Source organism: Kribbella sandramycini (assembly GCF_013131805.1).
Lineage (GTDB): Bacteria > Actinomycetota > Actinomycetes > Propionibacteriales > Kribbellaceae > Kribbella > Kribbella sandramycini.
The window spans coordinates 941,858-961,904 of the sequence record NZ_JABJRC010000001.1 but is presented as its reverse complement, the minus strand read 5'-3'; the positions used below and the strand labels follow the sequence as shown (position 1 = coordinate 961,904).

The 20,047-nt window shown below is 70.2% G+C and carries 22 protein-coding genes and 1 tRNA gene; 17 read left to right on the top strand and 6 right to left on the bottom strand.

The genetic code is table 11. The annotated features are described in order from the left end of the window. The first annotated feature begins 68 nt into the window (after positions 1-68). From HPO96_RS04200 to HPO96_RS04160, 9 genes are all read left to right on the top strand, one after another. Entirely contained in the window at positions 69-2,315 is a 2,247-nt protein-coding gene (locus tag HPO96_RS04200; protein ID WP_171671135.1) for a M64 family metallopeptidase, read from the top strand. Positions 2,316-2,416: 101 nt separating this feature from the next. Continuing rightward, entirely contained in the window at positions 2,417-2,914 is a 498-nt protein-coding gene (locus tag HPO96_RS04195; protein WP_171671134.1) for an anthrone oxygenase family protein, read from the top strand. A 107-nt stretch (positions 2,915-3,021) separates the two neighbouring features. After that, the gene (locus tag HPO96_RS04190) at positions 3,022-3,846 is read left to right on the top strand and encodes a TIGR03936 family radical SAM-associated protein (RefSeq protein WP_337796503.1); all 825 of its coding nucleotides are present in this window, start codon (positions 3,022-3,024) and stop codon (positions 3,844-3,846) included. A gap of 139 nt (positions 3,847-3,985) precedes the next feature. Beyond that, a complete protein-coding gene (locus HPO96_RS04185) occupies positions 3,986-7,486 on the top strand; it encodes an Rne/Rng family ribonuclease (protein ID WP_171671132.1) in 3,501 nt (1,166 codons plus the stop codon). 162 nt (positions 7,487-7,648) lie between these two features. Beyond that, a complete protein-coding gene (gene rplU, locus HPO96_RS04180; protein WP_171672361.1) occupies positions 7,649-7,963 on the top strand; it encodes a 50S ribosomal protein L21 in 315 nt (104 codons plus the stop codon). A 12-nt stretch (positions 7,964-7,975) separates the two neighbouring features. Continuing rightward, the gene (rpmA, locus tag HPO96_RS04175) at positions 7,976-8,236 is read left to right on the top strand and encodes a 50S ribosomal protein L27 (protein ID WP_171671131.1); all 261 of its coding nucleotides are present in this window, start codon (positions 7,976-7,978) and stop codon (positions 8,234-8,236) included. A 108-nt stretch (positions 8,237-8,344) separates the two neighbouring features. Next, positions 8,345-9,928 (top strand): GTPase ObgE, encoded by a 1,584-nt coding sequence (gene obgE / locus HPO96_RS04170; RefSeq protein ID WP_171671129.1) that lies wholly within the window; start codon positions 8,345-8,347, stop codon positions 9,926-9,928. A gap of 6 nt (positions 9,929-9,934) precedes the next feature. Beyond that, a complete protein-coding gene (gene proB / locus HPO96_RS04165) occupies positions 9,935-11,047 on the top strand; it encodes a glutamate 5-kinase (RefSeq protein WP_171671127.1) in 1,113 nt (370 codons plus the stop codon). Between the two features lie 22 nt (positions 11,048-11,069). Next, complete coding sequence (locus tag HPO96_RS04160) at positions 11,070-12,314, top strand: glutamate-5-semialdehyde dehydrogenase (protein WP_171671126.1); 1,245 nt, start codon at positions 11,070-11,072, stop codon at positions 12,312-12,314. On the opposite strand, the gene HPO96_RS04155 is transcribed toward HPO96_RS04160, so the two are convergent. Then, positions 12,299-12,961, bottom strand: a complete 663-nt coding sequence (locus HPO96_RS04155) for a 4'-phosphopantetheinyl transferase family protein (RefSeq protein ID WP_171671124.1) — start codon at positions 12,959-12,961, stop codon at positions 12,299-12,301. The genes HPO96_RS04160 and HPO96_RS04155 overlap by 16 nt on opposite strands. Positions 12,962-12,966: 5 nt before the next feature. Beyond that, positions 12,967-13,419 (bottom strand): Lrp/AsnC family transcriptional regulator, encoded by a 453-nt coding sequence (locus HPO96_RS04150; protein ID WP_171671123.1) that lies wholly within the window; start codon positions 13,417-13,419, stop codon positions 12,967-12,969. A gap of 151 nt (positions 13,420-13,570) precedes the next feature. Here HPO96_RS04150 and HPO96_RS38915 point away from each other — a divergent pair, with 151 nt between their 5' ends. The 6 genes from HPO96_RS38915 to HPO96_RS04125 all read left to right on the top strand — a co-directional run bounded on the left by HPO96_RS38915 (position 13,571) and on the right by HPO96_RS04125 (position 16,179). Beyond that, a complete protein-coding gene (locus tag HPO96_RS38915; RefSeq protein WP_272954507.1) occupies positions 13,571-13,696 on the top strand; it encodes a hypothetical protein in 126 nt (41 codons plus the stop codon). A 79-nt stretch (positions 13,697-13,775) separates the two neighbouring features. Further along, positions 13,776-13,931, top strand: a complete 156-nt coding sequence (locus tag HPO96_RS04145) for a hypothetical protein (protein WP_171671121.1) — start codon at positions 13,776-13,778, stop codon at positions 13,929-13,931. 1 nt (position 13,932) lies between these two features. After that, positions 13,933-14,544, top strand: a complete 612-nt coding sequence (nadD, locus tag HPO96_RS04140; protein ID WP_171671119.1) for a nicotinate-nucleotide adenylyltransferase — start codon at positions 13,933-13,935, stop codon at positions 14,542-14,544. A gap of 8 nt (positions 14,545-14,552) precedes the next feature. Then, positions 14,553-14,948 carry a ribosome silencing factor gene (rsfS, locus tag HPO96_RS04135; protein WP_171671118.1) on the top strand — a complete coding sequence of 132 codons (396 nt, stop codon included), beginning with the start codon at positions 14,553-14,555 and terminating at the stop codon, positions 14,946-14,948. Further along, positions 14,945-15,592, top strand: a complete 648-nt coding sequence (locus HPO96_RS04130) for a histidine phosphatase family protein (RefSeq protein WP_171671116.1) — start codon at positions 14,945-14,947, stop codon at positions 15,590-15,592. The genes rsfS and HPO96_RS04130 overlap by 4 nt, the downstream gene beginning before the upstream one ends. 514 nt (positions 15,593-16,106) lie before the next feature. Continuing rightward, positions 16,107-16,179, top strand: a tRNA-Ala gene (locus tag HPO96_RS04125). Between the two features lie 415 nt (positions 16,180-16,594). On the opposite strand, the gene HPO96_RS04120 is transcribed toward HPO96_RS04125, so the two are convergent. Next, entirely contained in the window at positions 16,595-17,137 is a 543-nt protein-coding gene (locus HPO96_RS04120; RefSeq protein WP_171671115.1) for a P-loop nucleotide/nucleoside kinase family protein, read from the bottom strand. Between the two features lie 102 nt (positions 17,138-17,239). Between HPO96_RS04120 and HPO96_RS04115 the strand changes: the two genes are divergently transcribed. Continuing rightward, on the top strand, positions 17,240-17,902 hold the full coding sequence (locus HPO96_RS04115; protein WP_171671113.1) for a DUF899 domain-containing protein: 663 nt from the start codon (positions 17,240-17,242) through the stop codon (positions 17,900-17,902). Positions 17,903-17,962: 60 nt separating this feature from the next. Here HPO96_RS04115 and HPO96_RS04110 read toward each other — a convergent pair whose 3' ends face one another. Further along, on the bottom strand, positions 17,963-18,481 hold the full coding sequence (locus HPO96_RS04110; RefSeq protein ID WP_171671111.1) for a P-loop NTPase family protein: 519 nt from the start codon (positions 18,479-18,481) through the stop codon (positions 17,963-17,965). Then, positions 18,478-19,221, bottom strand: a complete 744-nt coding sequence (locus HPO96_RS04105) for a phosphotransferase (RefSeq protein WP_171671110.1) — start codon at positions 19,219-19,221, stop codon at positions 18,478-18,480. Before HPO96_RS04105 ends, HPO96_RS04110 begins: the two co-directional genes overlap by 4 nt. A 49-nt stretch (positions 19,222-19,270) precedes the next feature. Here HPO96_RS04105 and HPO96_RS04100 point away from each other — a divergent pair, with 49 nt between their 5' ends. Further along, on the top strand, positions 19,271-19,624 hold the full coding sequence (locus tag HPO96_RS04100; RefSeq protein WP_171671108.1) for a DUF2200 domain-containing protein: 354 nt from the start codon (positions 19,271-19,273) through the stop codon (positions 19,622-19,624). On the opposite strand, the gene HPO96_RS04095 is transcribed toward HPO96_RS04100, so the two are convergent. Then, the gene (locus HPO96_RS04095; protein WP_171671107.1) at positions 19,615-19,995 is read right to left on the bottom strand and encodes a VOC family protein; all 381 of its coding nucleotides are present in this window, start codon (positions 19,993-19,995) and stop codon (positions 19,615-19,617) included. The genes HPO96_RS04100 and HPO96_RS04095 overlap by 10 nt on opposite strands. Positions 19,996-20,047 lie beyond the last annotated feature (52 nt).

Sequence of the window (20,047 nt, the reverse complement as noted above, 5' to 3'; positions counted from 1 at the left end):
CCTGACACAGGTCGGTGCGCGTTCGTAAGCTGCTCACGGCACAGTCGCCCGGGGCCAGGGGAGTGGGAATGCGCGCACGAGCATTGACGGCAGTGATCGGCGTTTTCGCGGCGGTCTTCGCCGGGGGAACCGTGGCCCGCGCCGAGGCGCCGCCCGGGGTCGAGGTCGTTCCGCTGCAGGTGACCGGGCCCACGGAGTCCCGGTTCAACCTGATCGTGATGGGCGACGGCTACACCGCGGCCGAGCTGCCGAAGTTCCGCGAGCAGCTCGACAAACACCTGAACGTCCTCTGGAGCATCGAGCCGTTCAAGTCGTACCGGAACTACATCAACGTCTACGCGGTCGAGATCCCGTCCCCGCAGAGCGGCGTCGACTGTGATCCGAACCTCACTTCGCCCAAGGTCGACACCCCGCTGCAGATGGGCTTCTGGGGCGGCTGCAACCCGGCCAGCGTCCAGCGCCTGCTGACGGTCAGCTCCACCGCCGCGATCCAGTACGCCGACCTGGTCGCCGGCAGCACCGCGGCCAACCGCCAGATTCTTGCTATCGGCAACAGCGACACGTACGGCGGCGCCGGGGGCACCTACGCGACGGCGTCCGGCGGTAACGCGCTCTCCGCCCTGATCACGCCGCACGAGCTCGGGCACTCACTCGGCGGCCTCCAGGACGAGTACGACTACTACGCCCGGGGCGACCGCGGCGCGCCGTACGTCGGTCCGGAGCCGGCCTCGATCCACCACAGCCTGCTCAGCACCCAGCAGATGCGCGATCAGCAGGTGAAGTGGTTCCGCTGGCTGGGGGAGCCGTCGGAGTCCGGCGGCGTGATCGGCCGCTACGAGGGCGGCATGTACGCCGGTTCCGGCGTCTGGCGGCCCAGCCGGCATTCGATGATGAAGACCCTGGGCTACTACTTCGACCAGCCCTCCCGGGAGCGGATGACGCAGCGGATCTCGTCTCGGGCCAGCCTGTTCCAGGCGAGTACACCGGCCGGTCAGGTCGCCCCGGATCAGGTCGTCTGGCTGCAGACCTTGCACCCGTCGAGTCACGAGCTCGACGTCACCTGGACGCTCGACGGCCGCGTCCTCCCGACCGCCAACCGCCGCGCGCTCGACCTGGCGACCCTCGATCTGACTGCCGGCCCGCACACGCTGACCGCGAAGATCGTCGACCCGACCGAGTTCGTCCGCGACCCCGCCGTCCGCCCGACCGCCTCCCGGAGCTGGACGGTCAACCCCGCGCTGAGCGCTCCGGCCGCGGACGCGCCGGCCACCTTCACCGGGTCGACCTCGACCGAGCATCCGGTGGCCGCCGATGAGGTCGTGTACGCCGAGACGACGCAGTCCGACGCCGAGCAGCCGGCGATCGAGTGGCGGGTCGACGGCGTAGCGGTGCCGAATTCGGGCAACGATCGTGATTTCGACCTCGAGCCGCTGCGGCTGACCGGCCGGCACACGCTGACCGCGACCGTCGGTTCGCAGACTCTGACCTGGCAGGTCGACGGCGTCGAGCCGACCGTGACGTCGATGCTCTCCAAGCCGCTGCTGACCGTGCAGAAGCCGACCGGGCCGGAGTACATCTACAACGACGCGTTCACGATGCAGCTGGCCGCGACCGACGACAGCACGGGGTACGTCGTCCCGGAGTTCCGGGTCAACGGCGACGGCTGGTTCAACTACTTCGGTTGGCCGACCGACGCCTCGGCGCCGTACAGGTTCACTGCGGAGGGGACGGCGATCGACCAGCTCGTCTACGGCAAACTCGGCGTCCCGCGGGTGGTGCCGTGGGACGACGTCCCGCCCGGCTACGGCCGGCATCAGGTCGAGTACCGGGCGATCGATGCCTCCGGCAACATTGGGACGCCGAACCGGTTCGCGGTCACCTTGTTGCGCCCGGCCCCGGCCTGTACGACGACGATCACGGACACCCGGAACGGCCCGCTGGCGGTTCGATCCGGCGTGACGTGCTTGACCGGGGCAACGATCAACGGCCCGGTCAACGTGTCGGCGGGTGCTGCGCTGGTCGCCACGGACAGCCGGATCGCCGGTCCGGTCCGGGGCGGCGACGTCCACCTGCTGCGCTCGACCGTGAGCGGGCCGGTCGTGCTGACCGGGGCCACGCAGAGCGCGGTGCTGGTGGGCAGCACGATCAACGGTCCGGTGTCGATCACGGGCGCGCGGACGGCGGAGCCCGTCGTCCTGGCCGGGAACGTCGTCCGTGGGCCGCTGGCCTGCACGCAGAACGCCGCCGTACCGACCGATCTGCAGGCGCCGAACCGCGTCGACGGGCCGCGGTCGGGGCAGTGCGCGCGGCTGTGAGTCGCCGGGACATGAAGCTGAGCCGCGGTGACATGTCCGTGACAGGCGGCGGGGCCTAGCTTTTTCGGTGCGGGGTGGTCCCGCCGTACTGGAGGAGCGACATGAACGGACTGCGGGTGGCGGCGCTGATGGCGGCCACGGTCACCACGGGGATGATGGCCGGGATCTACTTCGCGTACTCGAACGCGTTCATGCCGGGGCTGGCCAAGGTCGACGACAAGACCTTCGTCTCGACCTTCCAGGCGGTCGACCGGGCGATCATCAACCCGGTCTTCCTCGGCCTCGGGTTCGTCGGGGCGCTGCTGTTCACGGTGCTCGCGGGGCTGCTCAGCCTCAAGGAGAAGGCGCTGCCGTGGATCGCCGCCGCGCTCGTCCTCTACCTGATCACGATGGTGCTCACGGTCGCCGTCAACGTCCCGCTGAACGACGCGCTCAAGGCGGCCGGCGACCCGAACACGATCGACGTCGCCGCCGCCCGGGCCGCCTTCGACGAGGCCCGCTGGCGCACCTTCAACGGCGTCCGCGTCGTCCTCGACCTGATCGCCTTCGGCCTGCTCGGCTGGGCCCTCTACCTCACCGGCAAGGCCGCGCAGCCGTAACGACAGGAGGTGGTGGCCTGATCCGGCCCGCCGCCACCTGCGCTGAGCCTGCGCTGCCTGCGGCCGGGCCGGGTACCTCCTGTCGTTCGAGCTGGCAGAATGCGGGCGTGCCTGTTCAAGCTCCGCCGTCGCAGCAGCTGCCCGCGGTCCAGAAGCTGCGGATCCGGTTCGCCAAGCGCGGCCGGCTGCGATTCACCTCACACCGCGACTTCCAGCGCGCCTTCGAGCGGGCCGTCCGCCGGGCCGGGCTGCCGGTCGCCTTCTCGCACGGCTTCAGCCCGCACCCGAAGATCTCGTACGCCGGGGCCGCGCCGACCGGGGCCGCCTCGGAAGCGGAGTACTTGGAGATCTCGCTCACACACGAGCGGGACGCCGAACAGGTCCGCGCCGCGCTCGACGAGGCGCTGCCGCCCGGGCTGGACGTGCTGGAGACGGTCGTCGCCGGGCCGGGGTCGCTGGCCGACCAGCTGGAGGCCAGCGAGTGGCGGATCGCGCTCCCGGGCGTTGCCCCGGAGCAGGCGGACGCGGCGGTGGCGGCGTTCCTGGAGCGGGACGAAATCATGGTCGAGCGCATGACCAAGCGGGGGCTTCGCTCGTTCGACTGTCGAGCGGCCGTTCTGCGACTCACCGTAGCGCGCGAACCGGAGCCGGTTCCGACGTGTGCGATACTGCAAGTGGTGTTACGGCACGGAACCCCGGCCGTGAGACCCGACGACGTTCTCGCCGGCGTGCTCGAAGTAGCGACGCTTCCGGTGCCGGGCCCGGCTCTTCTGACCAGGCTCGCCCAGGGCCCGCTGATCGCGGCAACCGGCACAGTGGACGACCCGCTCGCTCGTGACCGCGACGCCAACCAGGCGACCGCGACCGGCCAGGCAGGTCCCCACCAGACGCATACCGCGGAGGGCGACGCCGCCGCTCCCTCTGTGCCCTGAGCGCGGGCGGAGCGGATCCAGCAGGCTTCCGTCGCCCGGGCCCCGGTCAGGAGCGGCGAACCGTGACCGCCAGGTAGCAGCGCCCGGCCCGTGACAGGGGTCGCAGGGTGCGCCGCCGGGCTTGAGGAGACCGCACCACATGCTCGACAACGAGCCGACCACCGAGGCAGCCGAGACTGCCACCGCCCCCGCCAAGAAGGCGGCCCGGAAGACCGTCGCCAAGAAGGCGGCCACCCCGCGCAAGCGGGTCGCCAAGAAGGTCGCCGACGTCCCGACCCAGTCGGACGACGCCACCGCCGACCCGGCGCCGAAGACCGCGGCGAAGAAGACGGCCGCCAAGAAGGCCGTCGCCAAGAAGGCCCCGGCCAAGGCCGCCGCTTCGGTCAAGAAGACCGCCGCCAAGCGCGCCGCGAAGAAGACCGCCGAGCCCGAGGCCCCCACGGCCCTCGCCGACGCCGGCCCGGTCACCGAGGCGGCCCCGGCCAAGAAGGCCCCCGCGCGCAAGCGCACCGCCAAGAAGGCCGCCGCCACCCTGGTAGCCACCGACACCCCCCTCACCGACGGCCCAGTCGCCGACGCCGAGCACCCCACCACCCCGGAGCCCGCGCTAACCCGCCGCACCCGCACCCGCCGCTCCACCGTGGCTGACACGACGGCGAGCGCCGTCGAGGCGACCACAACCACCGATACAACGGCGGCTACTGCCGAAGCGTCGCCCGCTCCCAAGCGTTCGCTGACCTTCACCGGCACCTCCCACGTCGTCAGCCCCACCACCGAGCCGGCTGCCCCCGCGCCCACCGCCGACCAGGCTGCCTCCGCTCCGGCTCCCGCTACCGACCAGGCTGCGCCGGCCAAGCGCTCCTCGCGCCGCCGCGGGAAGGCTGCTGACGAAGCTGCCCCCGCGTCTAACGCTGACCAGGCCGCCTCCGGTGCGGCCGCTGAGCAGGCTGCTCCTGCTGCGCGCTCTTCGCGCCGGCGGGGGAAGGCTGCGGAGGCGGCGGCCGACGAGCCTGCGGCCCCGCTGTTCCCGTCGGCGGACGAGCCGGCGGCCGAGGTCGCCGAAGAGGCCGAGCCGACCACGCGGCGTACGCGTCGCCGGGCGCCGGCTGCGGCCGCCGTCCTGTTCCAGGCGCCGACCGTCCCGAGCAAGGGCGCCCCGGCCGAGGCGGCTCCGGCCGCCGAGCCTGCCGCCGAGGACGAGGAGCAGCCGGCCACCACGCGCCGTCGGCGCAGCCGCCGCGGCCGCGACGCCGAAGAGGTCGTCGAGCCGGTCGTCGCGACCGACGAGGACGAGGAAGAGACCGAGGAGGACGCCGAGGCCGTCGAAGCCGAGGTGGACGCCGAGGAGCAGACCGACGCCGTCGAGGACGGCGACGAGTCCGGTGAGGGCAGCCGTCGTCGCCGGCGCCGTCGCGGCGGCCGCCGCCGTCGCAAGACCGGTGACGCCGACGACGAGGCCGAGGACAGCGCCGACGAGCAGGACGGCGACGACGCCGAGCCCGCCGCCGAGGACGAGTCCGACGAGCAGACCGACTCCGCCGAGGACGGCGAGGAGGGCAGCTCGTCGCGCCGCCGTCGCCGGCGCCGCCGCCGTAAGGGCGAAGAGGGCACCGGCTCGGCCGACGACCCCGACGAGACCGTCGTCCGGGTCCGCGAGCCGCGCAGCAAGAACACGGCCAACGAGGTCACCGCGATCGAGGGCTCGACCCGGCTGGAGGCGAAGAAGCAGCGCCGCCGCGAGGGTCGCGCCGCCGGTCGCCGCCGCGCGCCGATCGTGACCGAGGCCGAGTTCCTGGCCCGCCGCGAGTCGGTCGAGCGGACGATGGTGATCCGCTCCCGCGAGGACCTGACCCAGATCGCCGTCTCCGAGGACAACGTCCTGGTCGAGCACTACGTCGCCCAGGCCGAGCACACCTCGCTGATCGGCAACGTCTACCTCGGCCGCGTCCAGAACGTGCTGCCCAGTATGGAGGCCGCCTTCATCGACATCGGCAAGGGCCGCAACGCGGTCCTGTACGCCGGTGAGGTCGACTGGGCGACCCTCGGCGGGGCCAACGGGCCGCGCAAGATCGAGCAGGTGCTGAAGTCCGGCCAGGCGGTCCTGGTCCAGGTCACCAAGGACCCGATCGGCCACAAGGGCGCCCGCCTGACGAACCAGATCAGCCTGCCCGGCCGGTACGTCGTCTACGTCCCGCGCGGCGGTAACGGCGGGATCAGCCGCAAGCTGCCCGACACCGAGCGCAACCGGCTGAAGACGATCCTCAAGGACATCGTCCCCGACGAGGCCGGCGTGATCGTCCGGACGGCGGCCGAGGGCGCCTCGGAGGAGGAGCTGACCGCCGACGTCAGCCGCCTGCAGGCCGCCTGGGCCGAGATCGACAAGAAGTCGAAGAACGGCCAGGCCCCGCAGCTGCTGTACGGCGAGCCCGACCTGCTGATCCGCGTCGTCCGCGACCTGTTCACCGAGGACTTCGCCAAGCTGGTCATCTCCGGCGACCGCGCCTTCGACCAGGTCCGCGAGTACGTCACCGGCGTCGCGCCGCACCTGGCCGACCGGGTCGAGAAGTGGACCGGGGACTCCGACGTCTTCGCGAACTTCCGGATCGACGAGCAGATCAAGAAGGCGCTCGACCGCAAGGTCTGGCTGCCCTCGGGTGGTTCGCTGATCATCGACCGGACCGAGGCGATGACCGTCGTCGACGTCAACACCGGCAAGTTCACCGGCTCCGGGGGCAACCTCGAGGAGACGGTCACCAAGAACAACCTGGAGGCGGCCGAGGAGATCGTCCGCCAGCTCCGGCTGCGCGATATCGGCGGCATCATCGTGATCGACTTCATCGACATGGTGCTGGAGTCGAACCGCGATCTGGTCCTGCGCCGGCTGGTCGAGTGCCTGGGCCGGGACCGGACCAAGCACCAGGTCGCCGAGGTCACCTCGCTCGGCCTGGTCCAGATGACCCGCAAGCGGATCGGCACCGGTCTGCTCGAGGCGTTCAGCGAGAACTGCGACCACTGCGGCGGCCGCGGCCTGATCCTGCACGACGAGCCGAAGGAGTCCCGGCGTAGGGACGGCGGCCGCGGCGGGAACAACGGCGGCGGCAACGGTGGCGGTGGCAACGGGAACGGCAACGGCTCGCAGGAGCAGAAGCCGGCCGCGCAGTCCGACGAGGGCGGCCGCAGCAAGAGCTCCCGGCGGCGCCGCGGCAAGAACCGCGGTGACGACGAGCAGCCCGCCGAGGCCGACCACGCCCACCAGAACGGCGACGCCGCCCAGCGGCTGGCCGAGATCGCCGCAGCCTCGGCCAAGAAGGACGACGAGACCGCTGCCGACCACAGCGCGAACGGCTCCGCCGGCAACGGCGCGAACGGTTCGGCCGGCAACGGCGGCGAGTCCGGAACGCCGGAGCCGACCGGCTACCCGGCGTCCGACACCGAGGCCGCGACCAGCCCGGAGGCGACCGGCTTCCCGACCGCGGAGGGCGCCGGCGACGGCGTACCGGCGGCGGACGGCGACGGCGGCGAGCAGGCGGCGAAGAATGGCTCGAAGAGCACGCGGCGGCGGCGCAGCAGCCGGGGTCGCGGTAAGGCGGCCACCGACGCTCCAGAGGCTCCCGCGGAGCTCGTCCCGGCCGGTCAGTAACCCGATTTCCAGGATGCTGCGCTCGCGTAGTATCCTGGTCCTTCGGTGCGCTTGAGCGCGCCGACTTGTGTGTTGTGACTGTGAGAGTGTGAGGAAGTCTTCGCGCCTCAGACCAACGCACTGTGTACAGAACTTCCGATCCAGCAGAGAGTGAGATCCACGGTGTACGCGATCGTGCGCAGTGGCGGCACCCAGCAGAAGGTCGCCGTCGGCGATGTCATCGAGATCGACAGCCTGACGGACAAGGCGGGCGACACCGTCGTCCTGCCGGCGGTCCTGGTCGTCGATGGCGACACCGTGACGACCGACGCGGCGGCGCTGGCCAAGGTTGCCGTGTCGGCTGAGGTTCTCGGCCGCACCAAGGGCCCGAAGATCACCATCCTGAAGTACAAGAACAAGACCGGTTACCGCAAGCGCCAGGGGCACCGTCAGCACTACACCCAGGTCAAGGTCACCGCGATCGACGCGAAGAAGTGAGCTGATTACCAAATGGCACACAAAAAGGGAGCGGCCTCGACCCGCAACGGTCGTGACTCCAACGCGCAGCGGCTCGGCGTGAAGCGGTACGGCGGTCAGCTGGTGAACGCCGGCGAGATCATCGTTCGCCAGCGCGGCACGCACTTCCACCCGGGCACCCTGGTCGGCCGCGGCGGCGATGACACGCTGTTCGCGCTCGCCGAGGGCAAGGTGGAGTTCGGCACCCGGCGCGGTCGCCGCGTCGTCAACATCGTCCCGGCCCCGGCGGAGTAACACCGCCACCCGGACGTAGCAAAGCTCTTGTGAGAGGGCGGGTCGCGGAATACCGCGGACCCGCCCTTTCGCTGTCTGAAGTAGTACCCGAGAGAAAGCAGTACACCGATGGCGATTCCCAGCTTTGTCGACCGCGTGACGGTGCACGTCACCGCGGGCCGCGGCGGCCATGGATGTGCCTCGGTGCACCGGGAGAAGTTCAAGCCCCTCGGCGGTCCGGACGGCGGTAACGGCGGCGACGGCGGCAGCGTGATCCTGCGTGTCGACCCCGACACCACGACTCTCGTCGACTACCACCGCTCCAGCCACCGCACCGCGACGAACGGCGCCCAGGGCAAGGGTGACCACCAGGCCGGCAGCAACGGCGACAGCGTCGTCCTGCCGGTCCCCGACGGTACGGTGATCAGCACGGCGGACGGCGTCGTCCTGGCCGATCTGGTCGGGCCGGGCGCCGAGTTCGTCGCGGCGCAGGGCGGTAAGGGCGGCCTGGGCAACGCGGCCCTGGCCAGCAGCTCTCGCAAGGCTCCCGGGTTCGCGCTGCTCGGCGAGGACGGCGAGGAGCGCACGCTCGTCCTCGAGCTCAAGGTTGTCGCGGATATCGGCCTGGTCGGCTTCCCGAGCGCGGGCAAGTCGTCGCTGATCGCCTCGATCAGCCGGGCCCGGCCGAAGATCGCCGACTACCCCTTCACGACCCTGATCCCGAACCTGGGCGTCGTCGCCGCGGGCGAGAACATCATCACGGTGGCCGACGTCCCCGGCCTGATCGAGGGCGCCAGCGAGGGCCGCGGTCTCGGGTACGACTTCCTGCGGCACGTCGAGCGCTGCGCCGCCCTGGTGCACGTGATCGACTGCGCGACGTACGAGCCGGGCCGGGACCCGCTCAGCGACCTGGACACGATCGAGGCCGAGCTGTCCGCCCACGGCGGGCTCGAGGACCGGCCGCGACTCGTCGCCCTGAACAAGATCGACGTCCCGGACGCGCGCGAGATCGCGGAGATGGTGCAGGCCGAGCTGGAGGGCCGCGGGCTGCGCGTGTTCCCGATCTCGACCGCGTCGCACGAGGGGCTGGAGGCGCTGAAGTTCGCGATGGCCGAGATCGTCGTCAAGCGGCGCGCCGAGCAGGAGAAACCCGACACCACGCGGATCGTGATCCGGCCGCAGGTGCAGGGCGGGCCGGAGTTCAAGGTCAAGCAGCTGCCGGATGGCGAGGGCTGGCTGGTGCAGGGTGACAAACCCGAGCGCTGGGTCAAGCAGACCGACTTCGCGAACGCCGAGGCCACCGGTTACCTGGCCGACCGGCTGAACCGGCTCGGCGTCGAGAAGGAGCTGCTGGAGCGCGGCGCGCTGGCCGGTGACGCGGTCGTCATCGGCGACGGCCCGAACGCGATCGTGTTCGACTTCGCGCCCGAGGTCCAGGCGGGGGCCGAGATCCTGGCCCGCCGCGGTGAGGACCACCGCCTCGAGGAGGACCGCCCGGCCGCGCAGCGCCGGCGGCTCAAGGACGAGGAGTACCACGCGCGCCGCTCCGGGGAGACCAAGTCGGATCTCTCGGAGTACGGCCACGGCTGGATCGAGGACGAGGTCGACCTGTCCCCGGCCGAGGCCCGGCGCGCGGCCGAGAAGGCGGAGAAGCTCGCCCGCAAGGAAGCGCGCGAGCTGGCTCTGCAGAAGGAACTCGACCAGAACGGTTGACACCTGATGGACCAACGCGCGGAGGCCGTCGAGGCCACGCGAATCGTCGTGAAGGTCGGCTCGTCGTCGCTGACCCAGCGCGGCCGGATCGATCTGGACCGGCTCCGGCCGCTCGTCGACGCCATCGCGGCGCGGCGGGCGACCGGGACCGAGGTCGTGCTCGTCTCCTCCGGGGCGATCGCGGCCGGCCTGGCCCCGATGGGCCTGCGCACGCGACCGCGTGACCTGGCCACGCAGCAGGCCGCGGCGTCCGTCGGGCAGGGCGAGCTGATGGCCCGCTACAGCGATGCGTTCGCCGCGCACGACCTGCGGGTCGGCCAGGTGCTGCTGACCGTGGACGACGTGACCCGGCGCAGCCACTATCGCAACGCGTTCCGCACCTTCGCCCGGCTGCTCGAGCTTGGCGTCGTCCCGATCGTGAACGAGAACGACACCGTCGCCACCACCGAGATTCGCTTCGGCGACAACGATCGGCTGGCTGCGCTGACCAGCCACCTCGTCCACGCGGACCTGTTGCTGCTGCTCTCCGACGTCGACGGCCTGTACGACGGCGACCCGCGGAAGCCGGGGACGACGATGGTCACCGAGGTCCGCGGCGCCGCCGATCTCGAACCGCTCGCGATCGGCAAGACCGGCGCCTCCGGTGTCGGCACCGGCGGCATGCAGACCAAGGTCGAAGCGGCCGCAATCGCCACGGAGGCAGGGATTCCGGTCGTCCTGACCTCGGCCGCCCTGGTCGGGGAGGCCTTACAGGGCAAGCGGGTCGGCACCCTGTTCCACCCCACCGGCCGTCGGCAGAAGACCCGCTTGCTCTGGCTGGCCCACGCCACCTCCGGCGTCGGTGTCCTCCGCCTCGACGAAGGCGCCGTCCGCGCGGTGACAGAGCGCCGCAAGTCGCTCCTGCCTGCCGGGATCACCGCCGTCGAGGGCACCTTCGCCGCGGGCGATCCGGTCGACCTGGTGTCGCCGTCCGGTGTCGTCGTGGCCCGTGGCCTGGTCAACTTCGATGCCGTCGAGTTGCCTGCCCTGCTGGGCCGCTCCACCCATGAGCTGGCTCGGGAGCTGGGCCCGACGTACGAGCGTGAGGTCGTCCATCGAGACGACCTGGTCCTGTTGTGAACGCCGAATTTAGGATGGCACCGTGAGCGAGATCATCGAGCTGGCCCGGCGCGCGCGGGAAGCGTCGTACGCCCTGGCGGAAGCGTCCCGCGCGACCAAGGACGCCGCCCTGCGGGCGATGGCGGCGGCCCTGCGGGCCAACGCGGACGCGATCGTCACCGCCAACGCGAAGGATGTGGCGGCGGCGCGCGAGGCCGGTACGCCGGAGTCGACGGTCGACCGGCTCGCGCTGGATCCGAGCCGGGTCGACGGGATGGCCGCCGGGCTGGAGCAGCTGGCCGGGTTGACCGACCCGGTCGGCGAGGTGGTGCGCGGGTACACGTTGCCGAACGGTCTTGAGTTGCGGCAGGTTCGGGTTCCGTTCGGGGTCGTCGGCATCATCTACGAGGCTCGGCCGAATGTGACCGCCGATGCGGCTGGCATCTGCTTGAAGTCGGGTAATGCGGTGCTGCTGCGTGGGTCGTCGTCCGCGGCCGCGTCGAACGTCGCGATCATCGGCGTACTGCGGGAGGCGGCCGAGTCGGTCGGGCTGCCGGCGGACGTCGTCCAGGGCGTGCCGACGGATCGGGCCGCGGTGAAGGAGCTGATGCAGGCGCGCGGGCTGGTCGACGTACTGATCCCGCGTGGTGGTGCTGGTCTGATTCAGACCGTGGTCAGTGAGTCGACCGTGCCGGTGATCGAGACCGGCGTCGGCAACTGCCACGTGTACGTCGATGCCGAGGCCGATCTGGATCTTGCGCTGGAGATCCTGCTCAACTCCAAGACACAGCGGCCGAGTGTCTGCAACGCCGCCGAGTCGCTGCTCGTCCATGCCGCGGTCGCGGATGCGTTCCTGGCGAAAGCCCTTCCGGCGCTGGCTTCCGCGGGCGTCACCGTGCACGGCGATCCGGCAGTGGTTGCTGCGGGCAATGATGTGGTCGCCGCGACGGACGAGGACTTCGGGACGGAGTACAACTCGCTCGACCTGTCGGCCGCGGTCGTCGAGTCGCTGGAGGCCGCCGTCCAGCACATCCGGCGCTACAGCTCGGCCCACACCGACGCGATCATCACGCGCTCGCAGTCGGCTGCCCGCCGGTTCGTCCAGGCTGTCGACTCGGCGGCCGTCGTCGTCAACGCCAGTACGCGATTCACCGATGGCGGCGAGTTCGGTTTCGGGGCCGAGATCGGGATCTCGACGCAGAAGCTGCACGCGCGCGGGCCGATGGGGCTGCCGGAGATGACCTCGACGAAGTACGTCGTGACCGGCGAGGGTCAGACGCGGAACTGATGGACGTGTAGCGCAGGCGGCTCTGGGCTGAGCACGGCCAGGGCCGCCGCGTATCCGTCGTCGACGGTCAGGTCGGTCAGCTGCGCCTGCCGATCCCAGCGGATCACGGCGGCCGGCTCCTCCGGCCCACTCACCACGACGTTCTGCACGCCGGTGATGCCCTCGCCGCTCGCCTTCAGCACGGCCTCTTTCCGGGTCCAGTAGGTGGCGAACGCGCGTGCTCGCGCCGCGCCTTCGTACTGCTCGAAGACCTGGTGCTCCTCCGGGGTGAGGCTCATCCTGGCGACGCCGTCCAGGTCGTGCTCGGGAGCGATCCGCTCGACGTCGAGGCCGACGGGCGCTGTGCCTACTGCGATCCCGATCCAGTCACCGGAGTGGGTCACCGACAACTCGACGTCCTTGGCCCGCACCTTCCCGTGCGGCCGTCCGCAGTCCGCACAGGCGCGATCCAGGACGACGGCGGCCGGGGCGAGCGACATCCGGGCGCCGAGCACCCGCCGTACCAACGTCACGCCCAGCAGGAAGCGGGCCTTGTCCTCGTCGCGCCGGTAGGCGGCGTACCGCTCGCGCTCGACGTCGTTCAGGTCGGTCAGGAACTCCGGCCGGGCCTGCTCGACCCGGGCCCACCACACCTCGACGTCCGGCATGGCGCTCACTCGGCCGGGAGCGGGGCTGGGCGGCCCTCCCAGCGGGTGGAGAGGACGACGGTGGTCCTCGTCCGGACGACACCGTTCACGCGGCGCAGAGAGCCGACCACGGCCTCCAGTTCGGTGACGTCGGCGACGCGGACCTTGACCACGAGCTCCTGGTCGCCGGCGACGAACCAGCAGTCCTCGACGGCGGCGATGTCGCGGACCTGGTCGACGATGTCGTCGGTCTCGACGTCGTCGCGCTGGAACAGGCCGATCAGCGCGCTGGTGCCGAGCCCGACCTCGCTCGGCGCGACGACCGCCCGGTAGCCGAGCAGGACGCCGCGTTCCTCCAGCCGGCGGACCCGCTCCTGGACGCTCGGGCCGGACAGCCCGACCACCCGGCCGAGCTCGGCCCAGCTGGACCGGCCGTTCAGCCGCAGCGCCTCGAGCAGCTGCCGATCGATCACGTCCATAGCCGGTGAACCTCCTGTTTACCGCAGATTCGTTGGCAGTTGCCTCGATCTGCCTTCAATTCGTTTGTGTTGACCGTCAGATTGTCGTACAATTTGAGGTGTCGGCGCCAGACCGCACCGACTCCGAACCGCGCAACCCAGTGAAGGAATCATGATCTCCGACGTCGCCCGTGCCCACATCGACGAGCTGCACCGTGTCGCCGCGCAGTATCAGCGCGCCGCCGGGGTGCCGTCCTTCTGGCGCCGGCTGCTGACCCGTCACATCCGCACCAGCTGACCCCACCTCCCGCGCGACCGGATGGCCCAGGTGCCACCGGTCGCGTTCTTGTCGGTGGGTACGAGATAGGCTCTGTTCCATGCTCAAGCTTGTCGTGCCGCAGCTCGCGGCCCTCGAGGAGGCCGCCGAGGCCGCCCACATCTCGCCGTGGTGGTACGGCGGGTTCACCATGGTCGTCCTGCTCCTGCTGCTGCTCGTCACGGTGATCATGGGCAAGGGCCGGCCGCACAGCTGACATGGCTGCCGTCGAGCGGGTGCGCCGGCTGGGCGTGATGGGTGGGACGTTCGACCCGATCCACCACGGCCACCTGGTGGCGGCCAGCGAAGTCCAGGCGTACTTCGATCTGGACGAGGTGATCTTCGTCCCGACCGGCCAGCCGTGGCAGAAGTCCGACCGTGAGGTCTCCGCCGCCGAGGATCGGTACCTGATGACGGTCATCGCGACCGCCTCGAACCCGCGGTTCTCGGTCAGCCGGGTGGATATCGACCGGCCGGGTCCGACGTACACGATCGACACCCTGCGCGATCTCTCGGCGCTCTACCCGGATGCCGAGCTGTTCTTCATCACCGGCGCCGACGCGCTGGCCCAGATCCTGACCTGGCGCGACGTCGACGAGATGTTCAAACTGGCCCAGTTCGTCGGCTGTACCCGGCCGGGGACGGAGAGCCAGGAGCTCCCCCTGGACAAACTGCCGATGGACCGGATCACGCTCCTCGAAGTACCGGCGCTGGCGATCTCGTCGACCGAGTGCCGCGCCCGGGTCGCCAAGGGCAACCCGACCTGGTACCTCGTCCCGGACGGCATCGTCCAGTACATCGCCAAGCGCGAGCTCTACACCAACCGTTAGGACTGTTTATGCCTGCCAGTGAACGCGCCATCGAGCTGCTCACCGCGGCCGCCGAGGCGGCGCACGACAAGAAGGCCGAGAACGTCCTCGCCTTCGACGTCTCCGAGCAGCTCGCCATCACCGACGCCTTCCTGGTCGCGTCCGCCTCCAACGACCGCCAGGTGCGCGCCATCGTCGACGCCGTCGAGGAGAAGCTCCGCGTCGACTTCGACGCCAAGCCGGTCCGTCGCGAAGGCGCCCGCGAGGGCCGCTGGGTGCTGCTCGACTACCTCGAGATCGTCATCCACGTGCAGCACGACGAGGAGCGCAACTTCTACTCCCTCGAACGCCTCTGGCGCGACTGCCCGACGATCAAGCTGCCCTCGGCCGGCCCGGAGTCCCCGGCCGCTGGTTCCGCCGAATGAGCGCTGGCCGGCTGATCATCTGGCGCCACGGCCGGACGGCCTGGAACCTTCAGGACAAGATCCAGGGCCAGGCCGACATCCCCCTCGACGAGGTAGGCATCGCCCAGGCCCGCGCCGCGGCGTCCCGCCTCGCCGCCCTGGCCCCCACCCGCCTCTTCTCCAGCGACCTCCAGCGCGCCGCCGCCACCGCCGGCGAACTCGCCGTCCTGACCGGCCTCACCATCGAGTACGACAAAGCCCTCCGCGAGATCGACGTCGACGACTGGGCCGGCCTCACCCAAGCCGAACTGGCCGCCCAGCACCCCGAAGCCGCCGCCCGAGTGAAATCCGGCCAACCCCAGCGCCGCGGCACCGCCGGCGAAACCACCGAAGAAGTAGCCACCCGCTTCGCCGCCGCCCTGACCCACATCTCCACCCAAGGCGCCCCCGAAGACACCATCGTCATAGCCACCCACGGCATGGCCGCCCGCGTAGGCATCTGCACCTTCCTCGGCATCCCCGCCCCCCACTGGCCCTCCTTCGGCGGCCTCTCCAACTGCAACTGGGTCTCCCTACTCCCCAACCGCACCCCCGGCTGGCGCATCGAAGAATGGAACGCCGGCTCCCTCCCCGAACCAGTAATGTCCGACGACCCCCAGCCCTGAACGAACACCACTCCGCGCCCAAAGGACACCGCTCCGCGGCGACTGCCTTCCAGCGGCTCCGCCGCGGCCGCGGGCTGTGGTTTCCGCCGACCCGCCACGGCGGACAAAGCGGGTTGAGGGATAGCTCAAAGGACACCGCTTCGCGGTGACTGCCTATTGGCGGCTTCGCCGCGCCCCGAGCTGTGGTTGCGGTTGAATCGCGGCGGCGGAACGAGCCGGAGACGGGGGAGTGGGCGCGGGCTCGGTCACCCCACCGGCCGCGGTGGGGTGGATTTGCTGCCGCGAGCGGATGCCAGCCACTCACCAACTCGGTGACAGCCGGCCAGCTGACCGTGCAAACCGTCGCACGCCGCTCTCAACCCAAGGTTGTCGAGAAGCCCGCCCTGCAACCCATCCAACGCAAGCCCGACACCCCCGCCAGTCGTGTCATCTACCTCACCCACCCGCCACCCCCCTCTCGATTTTTCTTCTCCACCCCACATCAGCTAAACTTCCGGAGTCGCAAGGACAACGCGGGGCTTTGGCGCAGTTGGTAGCGCGCTTCCATGGCATGGAAGAGGTCAGGGGTTCGAATCCCCTAAGCTCCACCGCAGGTCAGAAGCCGGTTCTCCATCAGGGGAACCGGCTTTTGCATGTTCCGGGAGGCTACTCGGGAGGCTGGGCTGCGGGCTCTGGGGGAGAGGTGGGGTGGGTGTAGGTGATTGGTTTGTTGGTGGATTGGGCGTGGGCGATTTCGGTGCGGGTGGAGTCGCCTAGGTAGGCGTTGGGGTTGACCACGAGGACGGTGTCGGCGAGGTCGATCTTGTGGAGGTGGAGGGCGCTCAGGGTGGCTTTTCTGGGTGGGGGTCAGGGGGTGGGGGAAGGTGCTGGGGGTCAGGACTATGGCGCCGGAGAGGGTTAGGGCGCGGGCGGCGGCTTGGATTTCGTTGGTGAAGCGGGTGGATCCGCAGATGCAGACGATCTCTCGGCGGGTGGGCATGGGTCGTCCTTGGGGGAGTGTGGTCAGGGTTTCAGGTAGGCGTCTACTTGGGGGAGTAGGTGCGGTAGGGGGTGGCGGGTGTTTAGGTGGAGGGGGTTGGTGGGGCGTTGGGTTTGGTTGGTCGAGGTGCGGATGAAGGTTTGTGGGTCTGTTGGGGGGTTGGGGGCGTCTGCGGGGGCTTGGGTTAGTGATGGGCGTTGGCTTCTGAGGGTTGGGCGGGTGCGGAGGCGTTCGTCCGGGAGGTCGAGGTCTGTCAGGTGGCACTCGATGTATTTGTAGGGCACGTTGTGGGTTGCCGCGATCTGTTGGCCGGTGGTGAGGATCTGGGGCCAGAAGCAAGGGCTGTCCATGACGACGGGGTGGCCTTGTGTGAGTAGGTGGCGGGCTTCGGCGTACATGAGGGCGTACGCCGCTCTGGTGCTGGCGGGGAAGTCGAAGCCGGTGTCCAGGAGGGTGGATTTGAGGATGTCGTAGTCGACGACGATGGCTCGGTGGGTGGTGGCGACGTGGCGGGCGATGGTGGATTTGCCGGCGCCGGGGAGCCCGGACATCTGGAGGAGGAACATGCAGGTCGGGCCCTTCGGTCTGGGAGGCTTCCGGTGCTGAGCGTACGGCGGGGTGGGCACCGGGCGGCTGACGTGGCCGATCGTGGACCGGGAGTGGTTTGGATGTTGCCTGAGGTGGTCAGTGCGGAGGAGTGGCAGCGGGGGCGGGAAGCGTTGCTGGTGAAGGAGAAGGCGCTGACGCGGGCGTTCGATGAGCTGGCGGCGGAGCGGCGGCGGTTGCCGATGGTCCGGTTCGGCGAGTACGCGTTCGAGGGCGTGGAGGGGACGGCGGGGCTGGGGGAGCTGTTCGAGGGACGGCGGCAGCTGATCGTCTACCAGATGATGGACCTCGGCTCGGATGGGTACTGCAACGGATGCTCGAGTTTCGTCGACAACATCGGCCATCTGGCGCATCTGAACGCGCGGGACACGACGTTCGTCGTCGTCTCGGACATGCCCGCCGAGCAGCTGTTCGGCTGGCGGCGGCGGATGGGCTGGACGATGCCGTTCTACTCCTCGCGCGGGACGACGTTCGCCGCCGACTGCGGTTTCAACAGTGGCTTCGGCCTGAGCGTCTTCCTCCGCGACGCCGACCACACCTACCGCACCTACAGCACCCAAGCCCGCGGCGTCGACCGCCTCCGCCCCGACTTCAACCTGCTCGATCTCACGCCCCTCGGCCGGCAGGAGGAGTGGGAAGACACGCCGCCCGGCCGCCCGCAAACCCCGACTATGGCCTGGCTCCGCCATCACGACGAGTACGGCGACGCGAACGACAGGAGGTAGTCGGTCAATCGGCACCGCGCTGCGCCGACCTCAGGCGTAAACGCCGCTATACGTACCCATCTACGTCATGTCCTTGGCGACGCCAAAGTGCCGACCGATGCGTTCGGCAACTTCATGCGGCCGGAGCCGACTGGTGTCGATCACCAGTTCGTCCAGGTCCGCGGCCGCGAGGCGGGCCGCCAGCTCGGCGTACCGTTCCAGATGCCATTGCAGGGCTTGCGATTGGCTCGCGGAGTAGCGGCCGCGCAGGCGGCGCTCGGTCTTCGCAGGGGCGGCGGTGAGACGGACCAGGCGGAGCGGGCCGCCGAGGGCGGTCTCGTAGCGGGCTTTGGCCGCCGGGGTCGAGATCACGCCGCAGATGACCAGCTGCCGTGGGCCCGCCGACTGGTAGTTCTTCCAGACCGCGGCGAGATTGTCGGCTTCGATCTGGGCGTTGTCCGGATCGGCGGGCGGCCAGGAGCGGTGGAACCAGTCGACGTCCATCAGGCTGAAGGGGCGGCCGGCGGCGGCGAGGAGGTCGCCCAGGTGGTCGAGGGTGGACGACTTGCCTACGCCGTAGCTGCCGTTCAGGAAGATCACGCGGAGAGTTTGCCGCGGAGGACGTCGAACTCGCAGCCGGGGTCGTTGGGGTTGAAGCCGTGCTCGATCAGCCAGCGGGCGGCGGTGAGGCTGCGGAGGGACCACCAGGCGCGGATGGCGTCGTGGTCGACGTCGTGGCCGTAGCCCGCGAGGAGGTCGGGGAGGCGTTCGGCGTGGCCGAGGGTGAGGACGGCGAGGTCGAACATCGGGTCGCCCTGGCGGCCCTCGGACCAGTCGATGATGCCGGTGACCTCGTCGCCGTCCACGAAGATGTGCGTGATCTGCAGATCGCCGTGAATGAACGCCGGCGTCCACGGCCGGAACACCCCCGACGCGAGCTCCTGATTACGCCGTACCAGCTCCGCAGGCAGTACGTCGTTCGCGATCAACCACTCACACTCGCCCTCCAGCTCGGCCGCGATCTCCGCATCACTCCGCCCCGTCCACGGCGGCAGTGGCGCCTCATGCAACTCCCGCACGGCCGCCCCCGCCGCAGCCCAAGCCTGAGCCGAGGCCCACGACGGCTCCCCGAGCACCCCGAGCGCCCGCCCCGGCACCGCCCCGATCGCCAACACCGAAGGCTGCCGCCACAACACCTCCGGCGTAGGCACCGGCGCCAACCCCATCACCGCAGCCTCAACCTCCAGCCGCGCCCCATCCCCATCCACCTTCAAGAACACGTCCCCCACCCGCAAAGTCACCCGCTCACTGTGCGCCACCACCACCGAAACCTCATCCACCCACCCAGTCTCCCAACCCCACAACCACCCGTCACCGCAATAATGAGCCATGGCGAAACACCGGGTCTACGGGATCAGCTTCGCGAGTATCTATCCGCTGTATCTGCAGAAGGTGGAGAAGAAGGGGCGGACCAAGGCCGAGGTCGACGAGGTGTTGCGGTGGCTGCTCGGGTACAGCCAGGAGGGGCTGGAGGCGCAGCTTGCCAAGGAGGTCGACCTGGAGACATTCATCACCGAGGCGCCGCGGCCGAATCCGGATCGGGTGCTGGTGACGGGGGTCATCTGCGGGATCCGGGTGGAGAACATCGAGGAGCCGTTGATGCGCGAGATCCGGTACATGGACAAGCTGGTCGACGAGTTGGCGCGGGGGAAGGCGATGGTGAAGATCCTGCGTCAGCCCTGACCGCCGAGGCGGTCGCGGAGGAGGCAGAAGGTGTTGCCCTCCGGGTCGGCGAGGACGTGCCAGGGCTCGGCGCCGGTCTGGCCGACGTCGGCGTGCCGGGCGCCGAGGGCGAGCAGGCGGCCGAGCTCGGCTTCCTGGGTGCGGTCGACCGGGCTGACGTCGAGGTGCAGCCGCAGGTTCACCGGGTCCGGTGACTCGGTCAGCGCGAGGATGAGGGTCGGCTGCAGGCCGCCGAAGCCGTCCGGCGGGCCGATCACGACATCGGGTCCCTCGCGGTCGATGATGCCGAAGTCCAGGACTGCGCACCAGAACGCCGCGAGTGCCTCCGGGTCGCGTGCCTGCAGGATGAGCTCGCTGATCCGGGATGCCATCCGCCGACGGTACCCCGGCTGACAGCAGCTGACATGGGTGGCCGGGGCGTGT

Bases quoted from the DNA above. Each gene is read 5' to 3' on its own strand.
- HPO96_RS04200 (WP_171671135.1), top strand. From the start codon at position 69: ATGCGCGCACGAGCATTGACGGCAGTGATCGGCGTTTTCGCGGCGGTC.
- HPO96_RS04195 (WP_171671134.1), top strand. From the start codon at position 2,417: ATGAACGGACTGCGGGTGGCGGCGCTGATGGCGGCCACGGTCACCACG.
- HPO96_RS04185 (WP_171671132.1), top strand. From the start codon at position 3,986: ATGCTCGACAACGAGCCGACCACCGAGGCAGCCGAGACTGCCACCGCC.
- rpmA (WP_171671131.1), top strand. From the start codon at position 7,976: ATGGCACACAAAAAGGGAGCGGCCTCGACCCGCAACGGTCGTGACTCC.
- obgE (WP_171671129.1), top strand. From the start codon at position 8,345: ATGGCGATTCCCAGCTTTGTCGACCGCGTGACGGTGCACGTCACCGCG.
- proB (WP_171671127.1), top strand. From the start codon at position 9,935: ATGGACCAACGCGCGGAGGCCGTCGAGGCCACGCGAATCGTCGTGAAG.
- HPO96_RS04155 (WP_171671124.1), bottom strand. From the start codon at position 12,961: ATGCCGGACGTCGAGGTGTGGTGGGCCCGGGTCGAGCAGGCCCGGCCG.
- HPO96_RS04150 (WP_171671123.1), bottom strand. From the start codon at position 13,419: ATGGACGTGATCGATCGGCAGCTGCTCGAGGCGCTGCGGCTGAACGGC.
- HPO96_RS38915 (WP_272954507.1), top strand. From the start codon at position 13,571: ATGATCTCCGACGTCGCCCGTGCCCACATCGACGAGCTGCACCGTGTC.
- HPO96_RS04145 (WP_171671121.1), top strand. From the start codon at position 13,776: ATGCTCAAGCTTGTCGTGCCGCAGCTCGCGGCCCTCGAGGAGGCCGCC.
- nadD (WP_171671119.1), top strand. From the start codon at position 13,933: ATGGCTGCCGTCGAGCGGGTGCGCCGGCTGGGCGTGATGGGTGGGACG.
- rsfS (WP_171671118.1), top strand. From the start codon at position 14,553: ATGCCTGCCAGTGAACGCGCCATCGAGCTGCTCACCGCGGCCGCCGAG.
- HPO96_RS04130 (WP_171671116.1), top strand. From the start codon at position 14,945: ATGAGCGCTGGCCGGCTGATCATCTGGCGCCACGGCCGGACGGCCTGG.
- HPO96_RS04120 (WP_171671115.1), bottom strand. From the start codon at position 17,137: ATGTTCCTCCTCCAGATGTCCGGGCTCCCCGGCGCCGGCAAATCCACC.
- HPO96_RS04115 (WP_171671113.1), top strand. From the start codon at position 17,240: ATGTTGCCTGAGGTGGTCAGTGCGGAGGAGTGGCAGCGGGGGCGGGAA.
- HPO96_RS04100 (WP_171671108.1), top strand. From the start codon at position 19,271: ATGGCGAAACACCGGGTCTACGGGATCAGCTTCGCGAGTATCTATCCG.
- HPO96_RS04095 (WP_171671107.1), bottom strand. From the start codon at position 19,995: ATGGCATCCCGGATCAGCGAGCTCATCCTGCAGGCACGCGACCCGGAG.